Consider the following 25667-nt stretch of genomic DNA (forward strand, 5'->3'; position numbering starts at 1 on the left):
ACTAGCAGGATGCGAAGTGATGTTTCGCGGACGACGGTGCACGATCAGTCGATGATCAAACCATCTGGTGGAGCCAGACGGGATCGAACCGACGACCTCATGCTTGCAAAGCACGCGCTCTCCCAGCTGAGCTATGGCCCCGTAACCAGAAGACGAATGCTCACTCGATGAAAGTGGTGGGCCTGGGAAGACTTGAACTTCCGACCTCACGCTTATCAAGCGCGCGCTCTAACCAACTGAGCTACAAGCCCCTAACGCATATCCCGTTAAGGACCCTGGATCCTGCTGCGTGCAGGCCCAGCGCGTGTTCGTCCGCGAAGAAAGAGAAACGTAGACGGCGAAATCCCGCCAATGGAGCTCAACGATCTGGCGATCTGTTGGCCCCTGATGTTTCTAAAACAGCTCGATAGAAGCAAGCTTCTGAAGAGCCATCCTTAGAAAGGAGGTGATCCAGCCGCAGGTTCCCCTACGGCTACCTTGTTACGACTTCACCCCAGTCGCTGACCCTACCGTGGCCGGCTGCCTCCTTGCGGTTAGCGCACCGTCTTCAGGTAAAACCAACTCCCATGGTGTGACGGGCGGTGTGTACAAGGCCCGGGAACGTATTCACCGTGGCGTGCTGATCCACGATTACTAGCGATTCCAACTTCATGGGCTCGAGTTGCAGAGCCCAATCCGAACTGAGACGGCTTTTTGAGATTTGCGAAGGGTCGCCCCTTAGCATCCCATTGTCACCGCCATTGTAGCACGTGTGTAGCCCAGCCCGTAAGGGCCATGAGGACTTGACGTCATCCCCACCTTCCTCGCGGCTTATCACCGGCAGTCTCCTTAGAGTGCTCAACTAAATGGTAGCAACTAAGGACGGGGGTTGCGCTCGTTGCGGGACTTAACCCAACATCTCACGACACGAGCTGACGACAGCCATGCAGCACCTGTGTTCCAGGCTCCGAAGAGAGGGTCACATCTCTGCGACCGGTCCTGGACATGTCAAGGGCTGGTAAGGTTCTGCGCGTTGCGTCGAATTAAACCACATGCTCCACCGCTTGTGCGGGCCCCCGTCAATTCCTTTGAGTTTTAATCTTGCGACCGTACTCCCCAGGCGGAATGCTTAAAGCGTTAGCTGCGCCACTAGTGAGTAAACCCACTAACGGCTGGCATTCATCGTTTACGGCGTGGACTACCAGGGTATCTAATCCTGTTTGCTCCCCACGCTTTCGTGCCTCAGCGTCAGTACCGGGCCAGTGAGCCGCCTTCGCCACTGGTGTTCTTGCGAATATCTACGAATTTCACCTCTACACTCGCAGTTCCACTCACCTCTCCCGGACTCAAGATCTTCAGTATCAAAGGCAGTTCTGGAGTTGAGCTCCAGGATTTCACCCCTGACTTAAAAACCCGCCTACGCACCCTTTACGCCCAGTGATTCCGAGCAACGCTAGCCCCCTTCGTATTACCGCGGCTGCTGGCACGAAGTTAGCCGGGGCTTATTCTTGCGGTACCGTCATTATCTTCCCGCACAAAAGAGCTTTACAACCCTAGGGCCTTCATCACTCACGCGGCATGGCTGGATCAGGGTTGCCCCCATTGTCCAATATTCCCCACTGCTGCCTCCCGTAGGAGTTTGGGCCGTGTCTCAGTCCCAATGTGGCTGATCATCCTCTCAGACCAGCTACTGATCGTCGCCTTGGTAGGCCATTACCCTACCAACTAGCTAATCAGACGCGGGCCGATCTTTCGGCGATAAATCTTTCCCCGTAAGGGCTTATCCGGTATTAGCACAAGTTTCCCTGTGTTGTTCCGAACCAAAAGGTACGTTCCCACGCGTTACTCACCCGTCTGCCGCTGACGTATTGCTACGCCCGCTCGACTTGCATGTGTTAAGCCTGCCGCCAGCGTTCGCTCTGAGCCAGGATCAAACTCTCAAGTTGGACTTGAACTTTGAACCGGCTGATCACAACGTTTGACGAGGTCCCACCATTATCGACCGAAGTCGATGTGCTGCCTGCGATTCACATCGCGGGCAACGATGGTGTTTCCTTTGAAACGTGTACCGCCGAAGTCTTTTGTCCTCTCTCAGTACTTAAAAGCCGAAGCTCTCAAGTGGTCCGAGAGGCGCAAGGACTCCGCCGTCCACGTTTCTCTTTCTTCATCTTCACTTGTCAAACAGCCCGGGACCGTGGAGGCCCCAACCTTCCGGAGTGGAAGGGTTCCGACACCCTTACCGACGTCGAATGACTCCAACCGATTGTGTCGGCTGTTGTGTCACTCAACAAGGTGAGGAGCATCAGTGGCGCGTTCGCTCGCCTTGGTCAGTGACCCGGCGGCGCCGCGCTCAGTGGTTGGGGTTATAGGCCCCACCTTCCGGGCTGTCAACGCCAATCGTCAACAAATCGTCGCACACTGGATTGTCATAAAAAATCCAACGATTCCAGTTGATTAGAAGGATGGAGAGCAAGCGAAGGCGCCCCGTCCGGCAAAAAATCTGAAAAAAAGTTTGGCCCCCGGCGGGCTCCTGAGGGGCTCGGAAGGGGCTCCTGAGGGAGCCGAAAGCGACCCCGTCCGTCCCCCGCCCGTCCGCCATCCGTCCCTGGGTCCGGGCTTTCCGCGAGCGGCCGTTCAGGAAACTTTTTCCATATTAGGCGCCGTACTAGAGCCACAATCCCGCGGCGTTCTGGTATGAGACAAGCTTGAATCGCTGGTGCCAGTGGGGGCTGCCAGCGATTTGGGGTTCAGAGAAGGCGATCTGACGATGACGCGGCCTTCTTCGGACATTCGAAAGACATCGCGAGACCTTTCACCTGCCTAGCTGTTCGTAATTTCGGCCGGGTCTCATCCGAGGCCTTCTGAGTGCGAGCATCTGCGCGATAAGGCTTTTTCCGAGATGCCCCTGCAAGAGGGCGACCGGGATGAGGCGCTGAAAGGGAAGGTTTCGGGTCGTTGATTGGGGGACTTGGGTTGAACCAGAGGACATCACGCGGCGCTTACGGGCGTGAGACCGGGATCATTGATCTCGGCCACGAGCCGCCGCTGTCCGTCGACGGTTCGGAAGCTGCCGTCATCGATCGCCGTCGTGTCTCGGTGCAATGGTTCAGCGGCACAATTCTGACCGGACTCTGCGGCGCAGCCCTGATCGGCGGCGCCGTTTTCGCGTCTCTCGACGGCGAGATGACTTTCGCCAAGGTGCCGGAACGGGTCGAGGGCGCACTGCGTGGCGCCTTTGGTGCGGCCGATCGCACCGCGACGCTGCACAAGAGCGATCGCCTGCCGCCGCCCAGTGACTCGACCGCCTCGCGCAACATCGTCCGCGTCTCCACCGTCGCCCGCGTCGGCAACCGCGACGTGATGCGGGTGCGCCCCTTCATCCGGATCGCCGGCAATCTGTCGATGACGACGAGCGATTTGTCGGCGAAGATTCCGCCGTTCAACGCGCAGCGCATGCTCACCGACGTCGGCTCCGATCCGAAGACCGCGACCGACGATCCGAACAATCCCGAGGCCGTCGAACCCGACGCCGAGGTCTCCTTCGTCACCAAGGACCTCTCGCCGGTGCTGCCGAAGGCCAAGATTTCCGCGGTGGTTGCGCTCGACGACATCCTGATGCGGGTGCGCGATGCCGCCAATTGGCGCGGCAATGGCGGGGTGCGCTACGCCTCGCTCGCCAACGCGACCGCCGACGTCTCCGGCGCGGCCGGCCCGTCCGACATGAAGATGGCCTACGCCACCGAAGCGTCGTCGTCCGATCCCTATGCCGGCTTCGAGACCCGCGTGGTGCCGGAAAACGTGACGCTGCTGCCGAAGACCAAGGAGCAGATCACCGGCGGCAATCCCAACGGCGAGCGCGTCCATGTCGTCAAGAAGGGCGACAGCGTCGGCTCGGTGCTGCGCGATCTCGGCGCCACGGCCGAGGAGATCAAGGCGATTGCCGCAACCCTCGGTCCCCGCGGCCGCGACGGCGGGCTGAAGGAAGGCGAAAAGCTTCGCATCCTGATGGCGCCCGCAAGCCCCGGCGCGCGCTTGCAGCCCTATCGCGTCGTCGTCGCCAACGACACCGTGGTCGAGGCGATCGCGGCGCTGTCCGATCTCGGCAAATACGTCGCGGTCGACGTCTCCAGCATGAATACCGTCGCCGACGCTACGGCCAACGCCAGCAGCGAAGACGATGACGATGATGACGGCAGCGGCGTGCGGCTCTACCAGAGCATCTACGAGACCGCGATGCGCAACAAAGTGCCGATGCCCGTCATCGACGACATGATCAAGATCTACTCCTACGACGTCGACTTCCAGCGCAAGGTGCAACCGGGCGACTCGTTCGATGTGTTCTACGCCGGCGAAGACGAGGGCACGACGGCCTCGGACAAGAGCGAGGTGTTGTTCGCATCCCTCACGGTCGGCGGCGAAACCAAGAAATATTATCGCTACCAGAGCCCCGACGACGGCGTCGTCGACTACTATGACGAGACCGGCAAGAGCGCGAAAAAGTTCCTGGTCCGCAAGCCCGTCAACAGCGCCATCATGCGCTCCGGATTCGGCGGCCGCCGCCATCCGATCCTCGGCTACGTGAAGATGCACACCGGCGTCGATTGGGCCACCGCCTACGGCACGCCGATCTTCGCCGCCGGCAACGGCGTGATCGAGAAGGCGCAGCTCGAGGGCGGCTACGGCAAATACGTCCGCATCAAGCACAACAACGGCTACGAGACCGCCTACGGCCACTTGTCGGCCTTCGCCAAGGGCATGGAGCCGGGCAAGAAGGTGCGGCAGGGCCAGGTGATCGGCTTTGTCGGCTCGACCGGCCAGTCGACCGGCCCGCATGTGCATTACGAAATCCTCGTCAACGGCCGCTTCGTCGACCCGATGCGCGTGAAACTGCCGCGCGGCCGTTCGCTGGAAGGCCCGATGCTGGCCAGCTTCGAGAAGGAGCGCGACCGCCTCGACGGCATGATGAGCGGCCGCGGCGGCGCCATCGCCCGCATGTCGGACGCGACGGGCGGGCCGCTACAGGTCACGAATCGGTAAACCGGTAATTCCCTGACATCGTTGACAACCGGCTAGTCCAAAATCCGGGCCTCACGATCACGAAAACGCTTCCGATCGCCGTCAGAACGGCGCGCGCGACTCGTGGTGGAACAGTTGGGTGATGCTCACGGTTGATGGGTCCAGTCCGTCAAGAGGAGACCGATCATGCAGCACCTCTCACGCGACGACGTCATCAAGGCGGTCGGCAGCGCTGACGACGTGACCATTGCAGAGATCATCGGAACCGGCGCGACCGTCGAGGAGCTCGCCGAAGCCCAGGCCTGGCTCGCCAATGACGAGCCCATGATCAATGACCTCAGGCCGCTGGCCCAAGGGCGCGTGCGCACGCTGGTGGATATCCTGTCGGAGCTCGAACAGGAGGATGACGAGCCAGGCCCACCCGGACCCGCCTCGGCATCTGCAATCAGCTAGGCGCCCAACCCGACGATGAATCGCCCCGGAGAGAGGGACCTCTCCGGGGCGAATCTGTTGGCGGGTTACGCTGCTTCTCAGTTCAGCTTGCGCTTCGACACCGGCGCCTCGAACTGGGCAATTTCCGCGGTCTGCGGCGCCTTGCCGTTGAAGGTCAACACGTTGCCTTCGGACGAGATCGCCACCGTGTCGCCATCCCTGACGTCGCCGGCCAGGATCATCTCGGCGAGCGGGTCCTGCAGGTAGCGCTGGATCACCCGCTTCAGCGGGCGAGCACCGTAGGCGGGATCCCAGCCCTTGGCGGCGAGCCAGTCGCGCGCGGCGGCATCGAGCGTCAGCACGATCTTGCGATCGGTCAGGAGCTTCTGCAGCCGGCCGAACTGGATCTCGACGATCCGGCCCATCTCGCTCTTCTGCAAACGGTGGAACAGGATGATCTCGTCGACGCGGTTGAGGAACTCGGGGCGGAAATGTGCCCGCACCATGCCCATCACCTGCTCGCGCACGGCCGAGGTATCCTCGCCCTCCGGCTGGTTCACCAGATATTCCGAACCGAGGTTCGAGGTCATGATGATCAGCGTGTTGCGGAAATCGACGGTACGGCCCTGACCATCGGTCAGCCGGCCGTCGTCGAGCACCTGCAACAGCACGTTGAAGACGTCGGGATGCGCCTTCTCGATCTCGTCGAACAGCACCACCTGATAAGGCCGGCGTCGCACCGCTTCGGTGAGCGCACCGCCCTCGTCATAACCGACATAGCCCGGAGGCGCGCCGATCAGCCGCGAGACCGAGTGCTTTTCCATGTACTCGGACATGTCGAGGCGGACCATCGCGGTCTCGTCGTTGAAGAGGTACTCCGCAAGAGCTTTCGTCAGCTCGGTCTTGCCGACGCCGGTCGGCCCCAAGAACATGAACGAGCCTGTGGGGCGGTGCGGATCCTGCAGGCCCGCGCGCGAACGACGCACGGCGGTCGCGACCGCACGCACGGCCTCCGCCTGGCCGACGACGCGCTTGCCGAGCTGCTCCTCCATCTTCAGCAGCTTCTCCTTCTCGCCCTCCAGCATCTTGTCGACGGGCACGCCGGTCCAGCGCGAGACCACCTGCGCGATGTGGTTGGCGGTAACAGCCTCCTCCATCATCTCACCGGAGCCTTCGCGCGCCTCGATCTCGGCGAGCTGCTTCTCGAGCTGCGGGATCCGGCCATAAGCCAGCTCGCCTGCCTTCTGGAATTCGCCGCGGCGCTGCGCATCGGCCAGATCGACGCGCAGGGCGTCGAGCTCCGACTTCAGCTTCTGGGCGTTGGAGAGCTTGCTCTTCTCCGCGCTCCAGCGTGCCGTCAGCGCCGCAGACTTCTCCTCGAGGTCGGCTAGCTCTTTCTGAAGCGACTCAAGTCGGGATTTTGAGCCGAGATCACTTTCCTTCTTGAGCGCTTCCTGCTCGATCTTGAGCCGGATGATCTCTCGGTCGAGCGAATCCAGCTCTTCCGGTTTGGAATCGACCTGCATCTTCAGCCGCGCCGCGGCCTCGTCCATCAGGTCGATCGCCTTGTCGGGCAGGAAGCGGTCCGTGATGTAGCGGTTGGACAGCGTCGCGGACGCCACCAGCGCGGAATCGGTGATCCGCACGCCGTGGTGCTGCTCGTACTTGTCCTTCAACCCGCGCAGGATCGAGATGGTGTCCTCGACCGAGGGCTCGCTGACGAAGATCGGCTGGAAGCGCCGCGCCAGCGCGGCGTCCTTCTCGACGTGCTTCTGGTACTCGTCGAGCGTGGTCGCGCCGATGCAGTGCAGCTCGCCGCGGGCAAGCGCCGGCTTGAGCAGGTTGGAGGCGTCCATCGCACCGTCGGCCTTGCCGGCGCCGATGAGCGTGTGCATCTCGTCGATGAACAGGATGAAGGTGCCGTCGCTCCCGGTGACCTCCTGGAGCACGGCCTTCAGCCGCTCCTCGAACTCGCCGCGGTATTTTGCACCCGCAATCAGCGCGCCCAAATCAAGCGACAGCAGCTTCTTGTCCTTCAGGCTCTCGGGCACATCGCCGTTGACGATGCGCAACGCCAGCCCTTCCGCGATGGCGGTCTTGCCGACGCCGGGTTCACCGATCAGGACGGGATTGTTCTTGGTCCGCCGCGACAGCACCTGGATGGTGCGACGGATCTCCTCGTCGCGGCCGATGACCGGATCGAGCTTGCCGTCCCGCGCAGCCTGGGTCAGGTCGCGGGCATATTTCTTCAGCGCGTCATAGGCGTTCTCCGCCGTCGCGGTGTCCGCGGTGCGGCCCTTGCGCAGCGCCTCGATCGCAGCGTTGAGATTTTGCGGGGTGACGCCGCCCTTGTTCAGGATGGTGCCGGCTTCGCTGGTCTTCTCCAGTGTCAGCCCGAGCAGCAACCGCTCGACGGTGACAAAGCTGTCGCCCGCCTTCTCGCCGGCCTTTTCGGCCGCGTCGAAGGTGCGCGCGAGCTCGGGCGCCAAATAGATCTGCCCGGCGCCGCCGCCGCTGACCTTTGGCACCTTGTTCAGGGCGTCCTCGGTCGCCTTGAGAATTGCGCGGGAATTGCCGCCGGCGCGGTCGATGAGACCGGCAGCGAGCCCCTCATTGTCGTCGAGCAGCACCTTCAACAGGTGAAGCGTGGAAAACTGCTGATGCCCCTCGCGCATCGCAAGCGACTGGGCGGACTGGATGAAGCCCCTGGAGCGTTCGGTATATTTGTCGATATTCATGTCTTTTCTATCCCTCGGCCTGCCCTCGGGGCCCTCTAAGGCACCCCAAACGGCATCTTCATTGGGTTTCCGCCTGATGCGTTGACGTTCCTCAACCAGCAAGCGGTCGTTATCAGCCGGCGCTGGCGCCGACCTGACCCAGATGTGGGAAGCGAACCTTTCGATCGGAAGAGGCACGTTCACAATTTCGTGCGCAGATCGGCCGGCTTGGCGGGTACGGGTCGAATCCCTTAAGTAGCCGCATGACAGCCAGCCAGACCGCCGAAATCACCGGCCTTTACCGCTACCCGATCAAGGGCCTGACGCCGGAAGCCCTGCTCCGGGTCCCCTTGCGGTCCGGTCAGACCCTGCCCGCCGACCGCCGCTATGCCATCGAGAACGGGCCCAGCGGGTTCGACCCGGAGGCGCCCGAGTGGAAGCCGAAAATCCAGTTTCTGATGCTGGCGCGCAATGAGCGGCTGGCTTCCCTCGACAGCCGGTTCGAGGATGCCACCAACCGCCTGACCATCCGCAAGGACGGCCAGATCGTCGCCAGCGGCGATCTCGAGACCGCGGCCGGGCGCGCGGCGATCGAGGCCTACTTCACGGAGAATTTTCAGCCGGAGCTGAAGGGCCCGCCGAAAGTCCTGTCGGGCCGCGATCACAGCTTTTCCGACGTCGCCCGCAAGGTCGTGTCGATCATCAATCTCAACAGCGTCCGCGCCATCGAGGCCATGCTCGGCGGCACCGCCGTCGATCCCCTGCGCTTCCGCGCCAATCTTTACGTGGATGGCTGGCCGGCCTGGTCCGAGCTCGATCTCGTCGGCCAGACGCTTGCGATCGGGCAGGCCCGGCTGAAGGTGGCCAAGCGCATCGTCCGCTGTCCGGCCACGAATGTGGACCCGGTGACGGCGAAGCGCGATCTCGAAATACCGCCGACGCTGTCGCGCCATCTCGGCCACATGGATTGCGGCATCTATGCCGAGGTGGTGGCCGATGGCGAGATCGGCGTGGGAGATGCGGTGGCGGTGGAAGAGCCGACACTGGTGTGACGAGGCACCGCTGCCGTAGGGTGGGCAAAGCGCAAGCGTGCCCACGCATTTTCCGCGATCGAGAGAAATGGTGGGCACGGCGCTTCGCGCCTTTGCCCACCCTACTGCACCTTCACTCCATCAATTCGGCATCACATACGCATAGATCCGGCCGCGCGAGATCGGGGCTTCGCGGACGCGGTTGCCATTGTTGCCCGAGATCATGATCGGATTCCCCTGCGCATCGATGCCGGTGATGATGCCGACATGACCGCCGCGGCCGCCGCGCGACATCACCGCGATGGCGCCGACCTGCGGGCCGGAGACGCGCGTGCCGTAATGCGCGAACGAGTTCGCCATGTCCGATCCGGTGCCTTGGTGGCCGGTTTTCTCAAGCACCATGTTCATGAAGCGCGCGCACCACAGGCTGCCGCGCCCCGTCGGGTTGCCGCCGAGATAGCGGCGCGCCTCGGACACGAGGCCTGAACCGCCGCCGAAGCCGCCGCTCATCGTCGCACCGCCGCTGCTGGCGCTCGGATCATAGCTGGCCTGCGTGTTGGCGAATCCACCTGCCTGCAACTGCGCCGCGCTGCGCTCGAAGCGCGAACTGCGGGCCGAATACCTGATGTGATGATGCCTGCTGGCGTGATGCACGTAAGCGTGCCGCTCTGCGCTGTGACGATGATGCGGCCGCGCTGAGGCCGGAGAAACGAACGCGGCAATGGCCGTGAAGAACAACGCCAGCGCGACAACACGACGCGACAGGCGGGACGCAAACAACTCAAACATACTTCATCCTTCGTTGACACCCCCACTTCCCAAGGTCGGCCCGTGCGACGGCCAACATCGATGGGGCCGTTAAGCCGTCGGATGTGGCGAGAAAAAGACGCGGTGGCCCGCGAATAGCTGCGATGATTTTGCGGCAATGCTCTGATAGAGCTGCCTTATTGCGGACATCTGCATTAACTGCGATCCTGAACTTGCGGCTTGCAGAGAGGGAAACAGTTAATGCCCCACGCCACCACCAGGGACGACGTCCGCATCTATTTCGAAGAAGCAGGTCAGGGAACGCCGATCATTTTTCTGCACGAATTCGCGGCCGACTATACCAATTGGGAGCCGCAGATGCGTTACTTCTCACGTGGCCACCGCTGCATCACCTATTCCGCGCGCGGTTACACGCCGTCTGATGTGCCTCACGGCGAGGTCTACACTTACAAGCACTTCTACACCGATGCGCTCGCGGTGCTCGATCATCTCGGAATCGAGCGCGCGCATCTCGTCGGCCTGTCGATGGGCGCCTACTCGTCGCTCCAGATCGGATTGAACGCACCACAGCGCGCGCTGTCGATGACGCTCGCCGGCGTCGGCTCCGGCTCGGAGCTCGAGAATTTGGAGGCCTGGCGCAAGCAGTGCCGCGCCAATGCCGAGCAGTTCGAGACGCTGGGCTCGGCAGAAGTCGCAAAGGTCACGCGCGAGGCGCCGAGCCGGATTCCCTTCCTGGTGAAGGACCCGCGCGGTCATGCCGATTTCTATGCTGCACTGGCGCGGCACGATGCCAAGGGTTCGGCCAACACGATGCGCGGCTTCCAGGGTGGCCGGCCGTCGATCTACACGCTGACGGAAGCGATCAGGAACGTGACGACGCCGGCGCTGATCATCTGCGGCGACGAGGACGATCCTTGCATCGGCGCGAGCCTGTTCCTGAAGAAACATCTGCCGGCCGCGGGCCTCGCGATGTTCCCGAAGTCGGGCCACGTGCTCAATCTCGAAGAGCCGGCACAGTTCAACGAGAGCGTGGAGCGGTTCGTGACGCTGGTGGAAGCCGGCCGCTGGCCGGCGCGCGATCCGAGGTCGGTGGCTGTGAATTGACTTGTCATTCCGGGATGCGCCGATAGGCGCAGGCCCGGAATCCATCAAGCGGCTGAGACTGAGGCAAAATGGATTCCGGGCTCGATGCTTCGCATCGCCCCGGAATGACGTCTACGGCGTCACTTCCCCAGCCCCCGGCTCAGCAGGAATACCCCCTGCTCGCCGAACAGATTCCACACCCACCAGGGCAGCCGCAGCCGCAGCGGACGGCCGTAGAGATCGAGTGCCTCGGCGCGCTCCATCTTGACGTGGATCTCGTCGCAGAGCTCGACGAAATCCTTGATGGTGCAGAAATGGATATTGGCGGTGTCGTACCAGCTTGCCGGCAGGTTCTCCGTGCGGGGCATGTGGCCGCCGATCAGGAGCTGCAGGCGCATCCGCCAGAAGCCGAAATTCGGGAACGAGACGATGGCGCGGCGGCCGATGCGCAACAGATTCTCCAGCACGACCTTGGGCTGACGCGTCGCTTGCAGCGTCTGCGACAGGATCACGTAGTCGAAGGCATCATCGGGGTAATTGACGAGGTCGGTGTCGGCATCGCCCTGCACCACGGCGAGACCCTTGGCCACGCAGCGGTTGACACCCTCGCGCGACAGCTCGATGCCGCGGCCGTCGATGCCGCGGGTCTCCAAGAGCTGGAGCAGATCGCCGTCGCCGCAGCCGACGTCGAGCACCTTCGAACCCGGCTTGACCATTTCGGCGACCAGCAGATGGTCGGCGCGAAATGGGCCCGACTGTTCAGCCGCGAGGCCGTTCAGCGGCAGGACTTGCTGCACAGACATCGCTAGCCGTCCTTGTTCGTGAGTCCGCGCGCCTTGCCGGCGGATTGCAGGAAGGCGCGGGAGATGTCGAAGAATTCGGGCACGTCGAGCAGGAAGGCATCGTGGCCGCGATCGGTCTCGATCTCCGCGAACGACACCCGCGCGCTGGACGCATTCAGCGCGTGCACCAGCGCGCGCGATTCCGAAGTCGGGAACAGCCAGTCGCTGGTGAAGGAAACCACGCAGAAGCGCGTTTCGATCCCCGCGAACGCCTTCGCCAGCACGCCGCCATGGTCGGCGGCGATGTCGAAATAATCCATCGCGCGCGTCAGATAGAGATAGGAATTGGCGTCGAAGCGCTCGACGAAGGACGAGCCCTGATAGCGCAGATAGGACTCGACCTGGAAATCGGCGTCGAACGAGAAGGTCGGCAGCTCGCGGTCCTGCATGCGGCGGCCGAACTTGCGATGCAGCGCAGCGTCCGACAGATAGGTGATGTGCGCGGCCATGCGCGCGACCGCGAGGCCGCGATGCGGATGGATGCCCTGATCGGCATAGGCGCCATTGTGCCAGTCGGGATCGGCCATGACGGCCTGGCGGCCGAGCTCGTGGAAGGCGATGTTCTGCGCCGAGTGCCGCGTCGAACAGGCGATCGCCAGCGCGGAGTAGACACGCGCAGGGTACGCCGCGGTCCATTGCAGCACCTGCATGCCGCCCATCGAGCCGCCGACGACGGCAAACAGCGTATCGATGCCGAGCCGGTCGATCAGCATCGCCTGCGCGCGCACCATGTCGGGAATGGTGATGACAGGGAAATCCAGGCCCCACACCTTGCCGGTGGCAGGATTGATCGAGGCAGGCCCGGTCGAGCCCATGCAGCCGCCGATCACGTTGGAGCAGATGATGAAGTATTTGCTCGGATCGAGCGGCCGGCCGGGGCCGACCAGCGTCTCCCACCAGCCGGGTTTGCCGGTGACCGGATGGACATTGGCGACGTGCTGGTCGCCGGTCAGCGCATGGCAGATCAGCACCGCATTGGAGCGATCGGCGTTGAGCTCGCCATAGGTCTTGTAGGCAATTTGGAACGGGGTGAGATCGACACCGCAATCGAGCCGCAGCGGTTGGTCGGCGCCGAACCGCGCGACCTCTGAACTCGGATGATCGACCTCATGCGACCGATCGTCGGCACTGATCGCAGGACTTGGGATCGCACGACTTGGGATCGTAGGACTTGGGATCGTAGGACTTGGGACAGACTTGACGCCAACCATCTCTGACCATCGACCTCGTTTGCGATCGGACGTGAGACCGCGATGAAATCAGGCCATGAAAAACCCGGCCTGAACGATAGGTTCGGCCGGGATCAGAAGCGTCCCCGGCCTGTTTAGCGAGTTTTTTAACGTGGCTGCAAGCCGGCCGGCTCAAATGACCACGGAACGGGCAAAAACCTACCGGCTTGGCCCGATTTCGTCAAGTCGCAGCCGGATCGGCCAAAATCGTCTCTCAACCGGCTGCCTTGCAGGCCGTCATTTCTCTTTGCTTTCGCCGCCCCGACTGCCTAATCAGGACACTCTTCCGAAGCCTCATAACCAGCTAGTCAGATATGTCCCAACGTCCGCCCGCGCCACCATCGCTGCAGGAATTGCGCAAGGAGATCGACGCGATCGACGAGGCCATGCATCGCCTGTTGATGCAGCGCGGCGACATCATCGACCGCCTGATCCAGGTGAAGCAGACCCAGGAGGTCGGCTCGGCGTTCCGGCCGGCGCGCGAGGCTTCGATGATGCGCGAGATCGTGCAGCGGCATCGCGGCATCCTGCCGCTCGACACGGTCGAAAGCATCTGGCGCGTCATCATCTCGACCTTCACCTATGTCCAGGCGCCGTTCTCCGTGCATGCCGACATCTCGGCGAGCGAGCCCGCGATGCGCGATTCCGTGCGCTTCCATTTCGGCTTCACGGTGCCGTATGTCGCGCATTTCAGTGCGCAGGCAGCGGTCGAGGCGGTGGCGAAATCCAAGGGTGATCTCGCGCTGGTCTCGGCGACATCGAGCCGCACGCCGTGGTGGCTGGAGCTGGAAGCCGTGGGTGCGCCGAAGATCATTGCGCGCCTGCCCTTCGTCGAGCGCGCCGACCATCCGGCGTCGCTGCCGGTGTTCGCGATCTCGCGCGTCGCCGACAGCGCCGTGGTGACGGAGGTCGAGACCTTCAGCGTGCGCGTGTCGGGGTGGAACGCCGAGGTCGCGCGGGCGCTGTCGCCGCTCGCCGAGATCGTGGCGGTGCCCGATACCGCCTTCGACGGCGCGGCGCTGCTGGTCTCGGTCACATCAGCCACCAGCATCGACAAGATCAAGGCTGCCCTGATCGAAGCGGGGGCCTCGGTGCGCTCCACGGCCCTCGTCGGCAGCCACGCAACGCGCTATACGGTGCCCCCGACTGGGTCGTAGATCGCGTACCGCCCAAAGCCTATCCGGAGTTGAAGATGTCCCGCCCCATGCCGAATCCCGGCATTCTCGATATTGCGCCCTACACGCCCGGCAAGACCCCGGTCGCCGAGCCCGGCCGCAAGGTGTTCAAGCTCTCGGCCAATGAGACGCCGTTCGGACCTTCGCCCAAGGCGATCGAGGCCTTCAAGCACGTCGCGGATCATCTGGAAGACTATCCTGAGGGAACCTCGCGCGTGCTGCGCGAGGCGATCGGCCGCCACTACGGTCTCGATCCCAACCGCATCATCTGCGGCGCCGGCTCGGACGAGATCCTCAACCTGCTCGCCCACACTTATCTCAGCCACGGCGACGAGGCGATCTCCACCACACACGGCTTCCTGGTCTACCCGATCGCCACCATGGCGAACGGCGCCAAGAACGTGGTGGCGGCCGAGAAGAACCTGACCGCCGACGTCGACGCCATCCTGAAAGCGGTGACGCCGAAGACGAAGCTGGTCTGGCTCGCCAACCCCAACAACCCGACCGGCACTTATATCCCGTTCGACGAGGTCAAGCGCCTGCGCGCCGGCCTGCCCTCGCATGTGCTGCTGGTGCTGGATGCGGCCTATTGCGACTACGTCTCCCGTAACGACTACGAGATGGGGATCGAGCTGGTCGCCACCACGGAGAATACGGTGGTGACGCACACCTTCTCCAAGATCCACGGCCTTGCGGCGCTGCGCGTCGGTTGGATGTTCGGCCCCGAGCACATCATCGACGCCGTCAACCGCATCCGCGGCCCCTTCAACGTGTCGACGCCGGCGATGTATGCCGCGGTCGCCGCGATCGAGGACACCGCGCATCAGGCGATGTCGAAGCAGTTCACCGAGACCTGGCGCAACTGGCTCAGTGAAGAGATCACCAAGCTCGGGCTGAAGGTGACGCCGGGCGTTGCCAATTTCGTGCTGATCCACTTTCCGGAAAGCGGCAAGACATCGGATGCGGCCGACGCCTATCTCACCAAGCGTGGCCTCGTGCTGCGCGCGCTGAAGAACTATGGCCTGCACCATCAGCTGCGCATGACCATCGGCACCGAGGAGGCAAACCGCCTCGTCGTCGACGCGCTGCGCGACTTCATGGCCGGCAAATGAGCGTGGACCCGTATTTCCAGCGCGTCGCCCTGATCGGCTTCGGCCTGATCGGCGGCTCGATCGCGCGCGCCGCGAAGCTTCAAGGCTTGGCCGGCGAGATCGTCACCACCGCGCGCTCGGAGAAGACGCGCGCGCGGGTGCTCGAGCTCGGCATTGTCGACAAGGTCGTGGCGACCAATGCGGAAGCGGTGAAGGATGCCGATCTCGTCATCCTCTGCATCCCCGTCGGCGCCTGCGGCGAGGTGGCGCAGGAGATATCAGCGCATCTGAAGCCGGGCGCCGTCATCTCCGACGTCGGCTCGGTCAAGGGCGCGGTCGTCAAGGACATGGCGCCGCATCTGCCGAAGACCGTCCATTTCGTGCCGGCGCACCCCGTGGCGGGCACCGAGCATTCGGGGCCTGACTCCGGCTTCGCCGAGCTCTTCATCAACCGCTGGTGCATTCTGACGCCGCCTGAGGGCACCGACACCGAGGCGACCGCGCATTTGCGCGCCTTCTGGACGGCGATGGGCGCCAAGGTCGAGGTGATGACGCCGGATCATCATGATCTCGTGCTCGCGATCACCAGCCATCTGCCGCATTTGATCGCCTACACCATCGTCGGCACCGCCGACGAGCTGGCGCAGGTGACGGAATCCGAAGTCATCAAGTTCTCCGCCGGCGGCTTCCGCGACTTCACCCGCATCGCGGCCTCCGATCCGACGATGTGGCGCGACGTCTTCCTCGCCAACAAGGACGCGGTGCTGGAAATGCTCGGCACCTTCACCGAGGACCTCGCCAAGCTTACGCGCGCGATCCGCCGCGGTGACGGCGAGGCGCTGTTCGACCACTTCACCCGCACCCGCGCCATCCGCCGCGGCATCGTCGAGATCGGCCAGGATTCGGCAGCAGCAGACTTCGGCCGCCAGCATGGGCAGCTCGACAAGAAGCCGTAGCGCCGAAGTAACCCGGATGGAGCGGAGCGTAATCCGGGACCGCTATCGCGTCCGGTAAGATTGCTGGACTGCGCTTCGCTCCATCCGGGCTACGAGTCCATATAGCTTCTGACTAGAACGGGTAATACCGGATCTGCGTCATGACGATGTTGTCGTCGGTCTTGGGCGCGCCACCGACGCCGGCGAAAGCGAAGCGTTGCGTGTAGGAATATTGCACGCCGGCTTTGAGCGTGCCGTAATTGCCCTGGTAGATGGTGTCGTAGATGCCCGCGGTGATCTGCCGGACTTCCCTGGTGTTGCCATTGCAGGTCGCGGCCGGCGTGTTCTCGGTGAAGCAGCCGGTGTTGTTGTAGAGCGGATTGCCGTAACCGAACGGCACCGTCCCCACATTGGCGAAATTGGCCTTGGCCTTTTCAAGGCCCGCATAGCTGTAGACATCGAGTTCAGGCGTCGCGTGCCAGATCAGGCCGACCGCGGCGGCGGTGATGGTGAGCGGCAGCACGGTGCCATCCTGCGCCAGTGCGGCATCCGGGAACGGCGTCGCCGTGAAGCGCCCGAGCACGCCATGCGCGCCGTAGAGCTGGAGGTCGAGGGTCTTCGGGATCAGCTCGGCAAACACATGACTGCCGAAGCTGCCGGTGTCGTAGGTATGGTTGGCGCCATTGAAGCGATCGAACAGCTGGCGATAGAGCGCCCAGGCTTCGACATGCAGCTTGTAGGGCCCGAGCCGCGGATCCCACGCCGCCTTGGCGGTGACGTCAGGCACCTGGTTCAAGCTGACATTGTTGAGGCTGTTGAAGAAGCTGCCGCCTGGTCCGGTCAGATTGACCTGGACATTCGGGTTGATCACGCCCTGCGGGCCGACCGCGGGTGTACCGACCGCCGGCGTGTTGCCGCCGAAGAAGGCGGTCTGCGGATTTTCGACTGATGCCGCGATCTTGAACTCGGGCCCGATATCCTGCCAGACGCGCAAGCCCGGTTGCCGGGCAGCCAGAAATCCCGGAACGGATTCGAAATCGATCACGCCGGGCGCGTCGACGCCGCGCGGATCGATGCCCGACTTCGTCGGCGCATTCAGCGACCAGGATTGGCCGGCCAGGACGTGCAGGCCGAGATCGGTGCGGTCGAGCTCGAGGCTGAGCTGCCGCATCCGCGGATTGAAGGAGTTGGTCGCAACCGAGCTCGCCGTCTGCGCCGCGCCCTCGAAGTCGATTTCACCGTAGCCGACGAGATGCGTATCGGGATTGGCGTTGCCTTCGGCGAGCACCGAGAACCTGCTCTGCCGCGCCGAGAAGCGCGTCTCCGGCACGAAGAAATTGTGGGCCTGCTGATAGGGAATGAAATTGTAGACCGAGCCGGTGTCGGAGGCGATGTTGCGGGAACGGTAGATGCCGGTGAGATCGACCCAGCCGCCGAATGTCAGCGTGATTCCCTTGTAGCAGATCTTGCCGGACGCGCAGGGATCGACCGGGAGCGCCTTGTAGGTTGCCGCCATCGGCGCGGCCTTCGCCTGCGCTGCTTCGACCTGGCGCGTCTTACGCGCCTGCGAATCCACCTTCTGCTGCAGCTCTTTCAGCTTCGCCTTCAGCGCCTGGATTTCTGTTGCGACATTGTCGTCGGCACGCGCCTGTCCCGAACAGGCAGCGAGTAGTCCCAGCATCAGTCCGCGTGTGATGATCCGCACGTAAGCCTCCCTCCACCTGGGAAGCAGGTCCTGATGTTCGCGCCCCGGCGCGCGCATGCTTCCCTGGTGTGGAGTGATGCGAATGAGCGGGCTGTTATTCTCAGGGCCCGTGCATCTTCTGCATCACGTTTTCCTGACGATCGTGGTCGGAATATTTTGGCCGCTTCCGCGATCCGCACGCGCGATGATTGCGGGCCTCACGCAACGCGGCTCCGCATTCCCGATGCGAAGCCGCTTTGTCACCACGACGGCGCCGTGACCGAAAATCAGTACAGCGGCGGGATCTGGCCGACCTTGAACGGGCCGAGCAGCACGGCGCCGTCGGCAAATTTCAGCGGGAAGCTGCGCGCCTTCTTGCCCTCGAGCGTGCTCTCGGTGCCGATCGAGTTGATACCGGCGGCGACGCCGGCATTGGCGTTCTGCTTGATGACCTTGCCGAGGCCGGGAACGGCACGGTCGAGCGCGCCGAAGAGATTGTTGAGGTCCTGCGACTTCACGCCGGGCGCGACGCGGTCGAGCGTGGCCTGGGGCACGCCCTCTTCCAGCATCTTCTCGATGCCGAGCGCCGGAATGACGCGCTCGAGTCCGGTCACCGTCATCTGCAATTCGCCGTCCAGTCGGCCATTGGCCGAGAGGCCCAGCGTGCCGGCCGCGACCGCGATCATCTCGCCCTGCTGGATGCGCGACTGCACGATCTCGATATGGCCGCCGGCGGCCTGGATCTCGCGAAAGCGCTGCGGCCAAGGCTTTGGCGTGAGATCGGAAAGGCCGGTGATCTTGGCGCGCGTGTCCGCTTCGAACGGCTCAGCGAGCAACGGATGCACGCCCTGGACGCTGCCTTGCGAGACCTGGAGCACGGTCTCGATCACAGGATGAGCCGACGTCGATCCATCGGCGAGGCGACCATGCAGCTCGATCTGCCTGGCGCGCGCGAGCGGCACCTGCACGCTCCCGTCCATCCTGTTAAGGCTGGGATCGTCGAACACGATGGAGGCGCGCTCCGGCACCGCCGGCAGACCGATCACGCTGCTGCGGCCCTTGCTCCAGTTCACCACGAAGGTGTTTTGCGTCACGCCGTCGACCAGCGTTGCCGGCGCAGCGAATTCCGCAATGACGTGCTTGGGATCGTAGACCTGCCCGACGACCAGGATGTTGTCGAGCCTGGCCGTGAACGGCGTCTTGCTCGCATTCTGCGACACCAGGGCGACGCTGGCGCCGGAGCACTGGACCTCGAAGCGGAACGGGAAACCCGCGATCGAGCGCTTGGCGCAATCATAGATGCGGCCGGCTTTGGCTTCCTGCGCGCGCCAGGCATCGACGGCGATCGCGGCCTGCGAGGCCGCATAGAACCAGAAGCCGCTCCAGGCGGCCGCGAGGATCAGGAGGAGGACGGGGGCAATGAAGAGGCCCCAGCGGGAGCGTCGGCCTGCGGCAATGGTCATATTGGACATGCGGCGACCCTTTGACCCCAGATTTTGTCAAATGTAAGCGAGGTTGGTCCCCGACAAAAGGCGGAGAAATGACTTCGCTTCGGAGCCGGGTTCTGGTAGCCGTGCCCGAAATGTCGGAAATCATCCTTCCCACCGTCACGTCAGCCAAGGGCGACCTCTGGGTGTTCGGCTACGGATCGCTGATGTGGCGGCCGGGCTTCGAATTCGAGGAGCGCGTCCCGGCGCGGCTGGTCGGCGAGCACCGCGCGCTCTGCGTCTATTCCTTCGTGCATCGCGGCACGCCGGAGCAGCCGGGCCTCGTGCTCGGGCTCGATCGCGGCGGCGCCTGCCGCGGCATCGCGTTCCGTGTCGCCGAAAAGAACCGCGCCGATGTGGTTGCTTACTTGCGCGCGCGCGAGCAGGTAACGTCGGTCTATCGCGAAGTGATGCGCTCGGTGTGGCTGGAGAACGATGCGCGGCAGCGCGTCAGCGCGCTCGCTTATGTCGTCGACCGCGGTCATGTGCAATATGCCGGCCGGCTCTCGCTCGCCGAGCAGCACCGCCACGTGCTCCAAGGCCACGGCCAATCCGGCGCCAACCGCGACTATGTCACCGCGACCGTGAAGGCGATCGAAGCCGAGGGCTTTCGCGACAAGCAACTGCATCAGCTCGCGATGATGCTGCATGGCGAGGCGCATTCGTCGCACGCTCGGGCTCCGAGCGAGGGACGGTCGCTAAAGCGCAGACCAGGCATGCTCTGACCACGTTGCCGCCCACGAAACCCCGCCCAGGGGCGCAATCACTTTGAGCCCGTCTGAATCCCTCCGCGACGGGGCATGCGCTACAGCCGTCCAGCCCACGACCTCTCCTCCACGTTCAGGTGAAGGACGATATGTGATTATGGATCATCTGATCGTATAATGGGTTTTGGCGAATGCCGGGATAACCGGTTCTAGCAGTGTTGTTGCGACGCACGATCGTGGGGGCGACAGTCCTCACTGGAAGGACCAACCGCATGGCCCAGATAGCGAATTTGGCTGTACTCTCATCCCTGGTCTTGTTGACGTCGGGTGTGCCGGGACCGGCGCAAGCCCAGCAAAGCAGCATGAGCTTCTTCATAACCAGTGTGGGGCTCGGCAAGGGCGGGGACCTCGGTGGGATCGACGGCGCCGATCGACATTGCCAGACCCTCGCCGAGGCCGCAGGCGCGGGCGGCAAAACCTGGCACGCCTATCTTTCGACGCAGGGGCCGAATGCGATCAACGCCAAAGACCGGATCGGGAGCGGTCCCTGGTCCAATGCCAAGGGTACACAGATCGCGGCAAGCGTGGCCGACCTGCACAGTGACAATAACAAGATCAACAAAGAGACCGCCCTCGACGAGAAGGGAATGATGGTCAAGGGCCGCAGCGACACTCCCAATCAACATGACATGCTCACCGGCACACAACACGATGGCACGGCCATTCCGGGCGCAGACGCGACCTGCAGTAACTGGACCAACAGCACTGACGGACAGGGTAGCGCGATCGTCGGACACCATGACCTGATCGGCAACACTCAGGGTCCGAATTTCTGGAACTATTCGCACAAGACGCCGGGTTGTTCCCCGGCGAACTTGCAGCGCGTCGGTGGAGCGGGTTTGTTTTACTGTTTCGCCACCAACTGAGTTCGGCCGACTGTTTCTGGGCCGGGGAATCAGAGCGCCCGCGTTTATCGAGGTTGTTCGTGCTTATGGGCGCTCGATCGCGACGCTGAAATAGCCGACGCCAGATGTCGTCGTTCGCTTTTTCGCCCGATCATGTTTTCGGTCAACCCTCTCGTTCGCATCTCGTCGCACTGACTCGGTCGCGCTCCCGATCGACGAAACAGCCCATATGCTTGCCGAAAGACTTGCGAGAGGTCGGCTAGGAGGCACAAGCCGTCGGCGACGATACAAAAGGCGATCTAGCTGCCCGAGGCCCCGTAGCTCGGCGAGCTGCCGATCAACCGCTCCTGCTCTTTCCGGCCTGCTTCGACGATGCGGCTGGTCGCATCCTCGATCACGGTTTGCACGCGCGAGAGAAACTCATCCTTGGGCAGGCCCGGCGGCAGCGGATCGAGGAACTCGACGACCAGCGTGCCGGGATAGCGCATGAAGGTGCGGCGCGGCCAGAACAGGCCGGAATTGAGCGCGATCGGCAGGCATTGCACGCCGCAGGATGAATAGATCTGCGCAAAGCCGGTCTTGTAATCCGGCGGCGCCCCCGGCGCGCGGCGCGTGCCTTCCGGAAAGATGACGAGCTGGCCGCCGGCGCGCACCGCCTCGCGCGCGCGCCGCGTCATGTCGAGCAGCGCCTTCACGCCGGCTTTGCGGTCGATCGCAATCATGCCTGTCTTGACCAGAAACTGACCGAACACCGGAATCTGCATCAGCTGGCGCTTGAGGATGAAGATCGGGCGCTCAAAGAAACCCGGCAGCACGAAGGTCTCCCAGAACGATTGGTGCTTCGCGACGATCACCAGCGGCCCTTGCGGAATCTTCTCGACGCCGCGGAATTCGACCTTGATGTTGCAGACCACTCGCATCAGGACAAGCGTCGCCTTCGCCCACCATTGCGCAACCGTCAGCATGGCGCGCGGCGGCAACGCGAAGGTCGGCAGCGCCACGATCGCAAGGCACACCAGCACGGTGTAGAACAGCACGTTGAACAGCAGCGAGCGCAGGAAAATCAGGAACATCAGGAATCCGATCAATTGGCCTGAGCGGTGGCGGGCCGCCTGGATTGCAGACCAAGAGGCTGCTCCGACATCTCGGGCGAAAGGTCAATCCCGAAATCTTCCAGCCGTACCCTCACCTCGGCCGCGACGTATTTGACATATTCGGACAACAGCAGCCGCAGCGTCGAGGCCGAGGTCCACCACGGCTCCTCGCGCCATTTGTCACCGACCACGGCGAATGGGACCAGCGTGGTCTCCGGCATCGCATGCGAGAATTCCACGAGCGCGCGGGGCATGTGGTAATTCGAGGTGACCACGATCAACGATTTGAAGCCGCGCCCCTGGGCCCAGCGCCGCGCCTCCGCCGCGTTGCCGCGGGTCGTGAGCGCGGTTCGGTCGAGATCGACGCAGCACGTCATGAAGGACTGGTTCTCCGGCAGGGTCCGGGAGATATCGCTCGCGGTCGAGGTCGGGTGCACGCCCGAGATCAGGAGCCGCTTGCCGTAGCCGGCCGCGAGCAGCTCCATCGCGTCCGAGACCCGCGAGGAGCCGCCGGTGAGGACCACGATGCCGTCAGCCTTGCGATCGGGTGCGATCTCGGCGCCGCGCAATTGCGACAGGAAGCCGACGAAGCCCGCCGCCGCGCCGACAAAGGCGAACGCGATCGTCGACACCACGGTCGCGCGGAGCCAGCCGCGCGGCAGTTTCGGCGATCGATCGTCGGTCGGCGAGGTCATGTGATGTCGGTGATCCCTTCCCCGGATGATTTTAAGACGTTTTGAGGCGAAGTGGAGTCCGGTTTGTCGGGCTCAATCCACGTCATTCAGCGTCGCGAACAGGGTCTGGCGCGAGGCGACCGCGGTGATTGCGCCGATCAGCACGGCCTGCACCGCGAGCACGACATAGCCTGACGGCCGCAGCGAGAAGGTGCCGAGCAGCGCCGCGAACTGGTCGCCGACGGGGGTGCCGGAAAACCAGCCGGCGATAGATTCGGAGAAGCCGAATAACAGCATGGCGACGCCGCCGCCGATGACGCCGCCTTCGAGGCCGAGCCGGAGGAAATGCCGCAGGAAATGATTGGCGATGTAGCGGTCGCCTGCGCCGACGAAATGCAGCACTTCGACGATCGGCCGGTTCGCTGCCATCGCGCCGCGGGTTGCGAACGAGACCGAGATGATGGTTGCGACGATGACGAGTGCAAGAATGCCGATGCCGGCCAGCACGGTGGCGTTGGTCATCGAGCGCATCCGTTCGATCCAGGCGCGATGATCGTCGACGCTGGCGCTCGGCGCCACTTGCGTCACGCGCGCACGCAAGCTGCCGAGGTCGAGCGCCGTGCCCGGCTGCACGCGCGCGATGATCATGCGCGGCACCGGCAGATCGTCCATCGACAGGCCGGTGCCGAGCCAGGGCTCCAGCAGCTTGCCGCTTTCGTCCTTGGTGAACGGCTTGACCTCGACAATACCGGGTTGCGCGCGCATCGCCTCGGTGACGGCGGCCGTGTCGCGCTCGAGGTCGCGTCCCGATTGCGGGCGGACCTGGATGGTGATTTCGCTGGCAACATCGGACTGCCATTCCGCAGCCGAAGCGCTCACCAGGAGCACCGCGCCCGTTGTCATCGAGGCGAGAAAAGTCATGATGGCGACGACGGCGACCAGCGCACGGCCATGGATCGAGGCGCGCGGCACGATCGGCGAGGTATTGCGCGCCTTGGCCGGCAGCGGCGGACGCTCCTGTCCGAGGTCGACCAACACGCCGCGGTCATCTGGCCTACTCATAGACGTGCAGCCGTCCCTGATGCAGCACGAAGCGGCGCGCTTCATACTGATCCATCAGCGCAATATCGTGGGTGGCGATGATGACGGCGGTGCCTGACTTGTTGAGCTCGATGAAGAGCCGCAGCAGGCGCCGCCCGAGCGTCGGATCGACGCTGCCGGTCGGCTCGTCCGCGAGCAGGAGCTGCGGCCGCGAGATTACCGCGCGCGCGATCGCCGCGCGCTGCTTCTCGCCGCCCGACAGGATCGGCGGCAGCGCATCCATGCGGTCACCCAGACCGACCCAGCGCAAGAGGTCGATGACCTCCTTGCGATAGCTGGATTCGCTGCGGCCCATGACGCGGAACGGCAGCGCCACGTTCTCATAGGTCGTCATGTGGTCGAGCAGGCGGAAGTCCTGCAGCACGATGCCGATGCGCTTGCGCAAGTCCGCGATCTCGTCCTTGCCGAGCGTCGAGATGTCGTGGCCGAACAGATTGACGAGGCCGCGCGTCGGCCGGTGCGACAGGAACAACAGGCGCAGCAGCGACGTCTTGCCGGCGCCGGACGGGCCGGTGAGGAACTGGAAGGAATGCGCCGGGATCTGGAAACTGAGGTCGCGCAGGATCTCCGGCCCCAGGCCGTAACGCAATCCGACATTTTCGAACCGAACCAAAGCTCAGCTCCGTTCGAGGGGACGTAGCCGCATCGCCAGCGAGGCTTCGCCGCATGCGATCAAGGGGTTGTGCGACCGTTATGGTTTCCGGTTCGTTAACGGTCGCCCTGTAGCATCTCGGGCAGCATTCTTAGAAGTCCCTTCTCGGGCGAACCTTGTCCCAGGAGAATCCTGGCGCCAGGTTCCCCGCGCCAAGGTCATTGTCGAGGCCGTCCATGCATATCGTCTGCCCCCATTGTATGACATCCTACGCCATCAAGCTTGCGAGCTTGGGGACCAACGGGCGGACGGTCCGCTGCTCCCGCTGCAAGAAAACCTGGATCGCCCATCCCGAGGACGCCATCGAGGAGGCCGCCGTGCCGGCCATGGCGGCAGCCCGCCAGGCCGACGACCAGTCCGACCTCGCCGAGCAGTGGAACACTTACGCCCAGGACGATAACGCCGCCGAGACGCCCGTGGTCGACAGTCCCTCGATCGCCAGCGACTGGCCGACGGAGGATGCCGCCGAGGCTGAGGACGAATGGTCCGCGGCGGCTCGGGCCGTGGAAGAAGAAGTCGTCGGGGCCCAGCATCAATCCTGGTTCCGCGGCCTGTTCAGCCGTCGCGGCGCCAAAGTGAGGCGGCCGACGCCCACTGTTGCCCCGCGCAGATCCTATTACGGCCTGCCGGTCGCCTGCGCTGCCATGGGCGCGCTGGTGCTGGCCCTGGTGATCTGGCGCGGCGACATGGTCCGCCTGCTGCCGCAGACCGCGGCCTTCTACAAGCTGGTCGGGCTGGAAGTGAACCTGCGCGGGCTCGCCTTCAAGGACGTCAAGCTCTCGACCGAGACCGTGGACGGTAAGCAGGTGCTGGTCATCGAGGGCGTGATCGTCGGCCAGGGCAGGAAGCCGCTTGATATACCGCGCTTGCGTTTTGCGGTGCGCGACGCGCAGGGCGCCGAGATCTACGCCTGGAATTCGGTGCTGGAGCAGACCGTGCTGCAACCCGGCGAACGCGCCTTCTTCCGCTCGCGCCTCGCCTCGCCGCCGCCGGAAGGCCGCAATATCGACGTTCGCTTCTTCAACCGGCGCGACATCGCTGGCGGTAGCGTATAATCAGGCCTTG

Annotated in this window: 20 protein-coding genes, 2 tRNA genes, 1 rRNA gene and 1 riboswitch; of the genes, 10 read left to right on the top strand and 13 right to left on the bottom strand. The window is 63.7% G+C overall.

The window, feature by feature from the left end; translation table 11 throughout:
- Positions 1 to 65: 65 nt before the first annotated feature.
- From XH98_RS07815 to XH98_RS07825, 3 genes are all read right to left on the bottom strand, one after another.
- Positions 66 to 141: transfer RNA gene (locus XH98_RS07815), tRNA-Ala, on the bottom strand.
- 33 nt (positions 142 to 174) lie between these two features.
- Positions 175 to 251, bottom strand: a tRNA-Ile gene (locus XH98_RS07820).
- A gap of 187 nt (positions 252 to 438) precedes the next feature.
- Positions 439 to 1925, bottom strand: a 16S ribosomal RNA gene (locus XH98_RS07825).
- 1027 nt (positions 1926 to 2952) lie between these two features.
- On the opposite strand from XH98_RS07825, the gene XH98_RS07830 reads away from it, so the two are divergent.
- The gene (locus XH98_RS07830; protein WP_271599000.1) at positions 2953 to 5016 is read left to right on the top strand and encodes a M23 family metallopeptidase; all 2064 of its coding nucleotides are present in this window, start codon (positions 2953 to 2955) and stop codon (positions 5014 to 5016) included.
- A 165-nt stretch (positions 5017 to 5181) separates the two neighbouring features.
- Positions 5182 to 5448 (top strand): hypothetical protein, encoded by a 267-nt coding sequence (locus XH98_RS07835; RefSeq protein ID WP_057746745.1) that lies wholly within the window; start codon positions 5182 to 5184, stop codon positions 5446 to 5448.
- A gap of 77 nt (positions 5449 to 5525) precedes the next feature.
- Here the strand turns inward: XH98_RS07835 and clpB are convergent, their stop codons facing one another.
- On the bottom strand, positions 5526 to 8165 hold the full coding sequence (gene clpB, locus XH98_RS07840) for an ATP-dependent chaperone ClpB (RefSeq protein ID WP_271618286.1): 2640 nt from the start codon (positions 8163 to 8165) through the stop codon (positions 5526 to 5528).
- A gap of 242 nt (positions 8166 to 8407) precedes the next feature.
- Between clpB and XH98_RS07845 the strand changes: the two genes are divergently transcribed.
- Positions 8408 to 9196 (top strand): MOSC domain-containing protein, encoded by a 789-nt coding sequence (locus tag XH98_RS07845; protein ID WP_271618287.1) that lies wholly within the window; start codon positions 8408 to 8410, stop codon positions 9194 to 9196.
- A 120-nt stretch (positions 9197 to 9316) separates the two neighbouring features.
- Here XH98_RS07845 and XH98_RS07850 read toward each other — a convergent pair whose 3' ends face one another.
- On the bottom strand, positions 9317 to 9964 hold the full coding sequence (locus tag XH98_RS07850) for an NlpC/P60 family protein (protein ID WP_271599003.1): 648 nt from the start codon (positions 9962 to 9964) through the stop codon (positions 9317 to 9319).
- Between the two features lie 219 nt (positions 9965 to 10183).
- Here XH98_RS07850 and XH98_RS07855 point away from each other — a divergent pair, with 219 nt between their 5' ends.
- On the top strand, positions 10184 to 11047 hold the full coding sequence (locus tag XH98_RS07855) for an alpha/beta fold hydrolase (RefSeq protein WP_271618288.1): 864 nt from the start codon (positions 10184 to 10186) through the stop codon (positions 11045 to 11047).
- Between the two features lie 119 nt (positions 11048 to 11166).
- Here XH98_RS07855 and metW read toward each other — a convergent pair whose 3' ends face one another.
- Together metW and metX are read right to left on the bottom strand one after the other, a co-directional pair.
- On the bottom strand, positions 11167 to 11829 hold the full coding sequence (gene metW / locus XH98_RS07860) for a methionine biosynthesis protein MetW (protein ID WP_271618289.1): 663 nt from the start codon (positions 11827 to 11829) through the stop codon (positions 11167 to 11169).
- A gap of 2 nt (positions 11830 to 11831) precedes the next feature.
- Positions 11832 to 13079: a homoserine O-acetyltransferase MetX gene (gene metX, locus XH98_RS07865; protein WP_271599005.1), complete on the bottom strand. Its 1248-nt coding sequence runs from the start codon at positions 13077 to 13079 to the stop codon at positions 11832 to 11834.
- A 92-nt stretch (positions 13080 to 13171) separates the two neighbouring features.
- Positions 13172 to 13251: riboswitch (SAM riboswitch) on the bottom strand.
- 160 nt (positions 13252 to 13411) lie between these two features.
- On the opposite strand from metX, the gene XH98_RS07870 reads away from it, so the two are divergent.
- The 3 genes from XH98_RS07870 to XH98_RS07880 are packed head-to-tail and all read left to right on the top strand — an operon-like array spanning position 13412 to position 16319.
- Positions 13412 to 14254: a chorismate mutase gene (locus XH98_RS07870; RefSeq protein WP_271618290.1), complete on the top strand. Its 843-nt coding sequence runs from the start codon at positions 13412 to 13414 to the stop codon at positions 14252 to 14254.
- Between the two features lie 35 nt (positions 14255 to 14289).
- Positions 14290 to 15384 (top strand): histidinol-phosphate transaminase, encoded by a 1095-nt coding sequence (gene hisC, locus XH98_RS07875; RefSeq protein ID WP_271618291.1) that lies wholly within the window; start codon positions 14290 to 14292, stop codon positions 15382 to 15384.
- Positions 15381 to 16319 (top strand): prephenate/arogenate dehydrogenase family protein, encoded by a 939-nt coding sequence (locus tag XH98_RS07880; protein WP_271618292.1) that lies wholly within the window; start codon positions 15381 to 15383, stop codon positions 16317 to 16319. Before hisC ends, XH98_RS07880 begins: the two co-directional genes overlap by 4 nt.
- Positions 16320 to 16431: 112 nt before the next feature.
- On the opposite strand, the gene XH98_RS07885 is transcribed toward XH98_RS07880, so the two are convergent.
- Positions 16432 to 18003, bottom strand: a complete 1572-nt coding sequence (locus XH98_RS07885; RefSeq protein WP_271618293.1) for a hypothetical protein — start codon at positions 18001 to 18003, stop codon at positions 16432 to 16434.
- 266 nt (positions 18004 to 18269) lie between these two features.
- Entirely contained in the window at positions 18270 to 19454 is a 1185-nt protein-coding gene (locus tag XH98_RS07890) for a DUF2125 domain-containing protein (RefSeq protein ID WP_271599009.1), read from the bottom strand.
- A gap of 110 nt (positions 19455 to 19564) precedes the next feature.
- On the opposite strand from XH98_RS07890, the gene XH98_RS07895 reads away from it, so the two are divergent.
- Positions 19565 to 20194: a gamma-glutamylcyclotransferase gene (locus XH98_RS07895; RefSeq protein ID WP_271599067.1), complete on the top strand. Its 630-nt coding sequence runs from the start codon at positions 19565 to 19567 to the stop codon at positions 20192 to 20194.
- 254 nt (positions 20195 to 20448) lie between these two features.
- Entirely contained in the window at positions 20449 to 21102 is a 654-nt protein-coding gene (locus XH98_RS07900) for a hypothetical protein (RefSeq protein ID WP_271599010.1), read from the top strand.
- Positions 21103 to 21380: 278 nt separating this feature from the next.
- On the opposite strand, the gene XH98_RS07905 is transcribed toward XH98_RS07900, so the two are convergent.
- The 4 genes from XH98_RS07905 to ftsE form a co-directional block, all read right to left on the bottom strand.
- Positions 21381 to 22154: a lysophospholipid acyltransferase family protein gene (locus tag XH98_RS07905; RefSeq protein ID WP_057746905.1), complete on the bottom strand. Its 774-nt coding sequence runs from the start codon at positions 22152 to 22154 to the stop codon at positions 21381 to 21383.
- Positions 22155 to 22165: 11 nt separating this feature from the next.
- The gene (locus tag XH98_RS07910; RefSeq protein WP_271618294.1) at positions 22166 to 22870 is read right to left on the bottom strand and encodes a YdcF family protein; all 705 of its coding nucleotides are present in this window, start codon (positions 22868 to 22870) and stop codon (positions 22166 to 22168) included.
- 72 nt (positions 22871 to 22942) lie between these two features.
- Entirely contained in the window at positions 22943 to 23911 is a 969-nt protein-coding gene (locus tag XH98_RS07915; protein ID WP_271599012.1) for a cell division protein FtsX, read from the bottom strand.
- A complete protein-coding gene (ftsE, locus tag XH98_RS07920) occupies positions 23904 to 24563 on the bottom strand; it encodes a cell division ATP-binding protein FtsE (protein ID WP_057746699.1) in 660 nt (219 codons plus the stop codon). The genes XH98_RS07915 and ftsE overlap by 8 nt, the downstream gene beginning before the upstream one ends.
- A gap of 215 nt (positions 24564 to 24778) precedes the next feature.
- Here ftsE and XH98_RS07925 point away from each other — a divergent pair, with 215 nt between their 5' ends.
- Positions 24779 to 25657 carry an MJ0042-type zinc finger domain-containing protein gene (locus XH98_RS07925; RefSeq protein ID WP_271599013.1) on the top strand — a complete coding sequence of 293 codons (879 nt, stop codon included), beginning with the start codon at positions 24779 to 24781 and terminating at the stop codon, positions 25655 to 25657.
- Positions 25658 to 25667 lie beyond the last annotated feature (10 nt).

The sequence above is a fragment of the Bradyrhizobium sp. CCBAU 51745 genome, from assembly GCF_028128715.1.
Classification (GTDB): domain Bacteria; phylum Pseudomonadota; class Alphaproteobacteria; order Rhizobiales; family Xanthobacteraceae; genus Bradyrhizobium; species Bradyrhizobium manausense.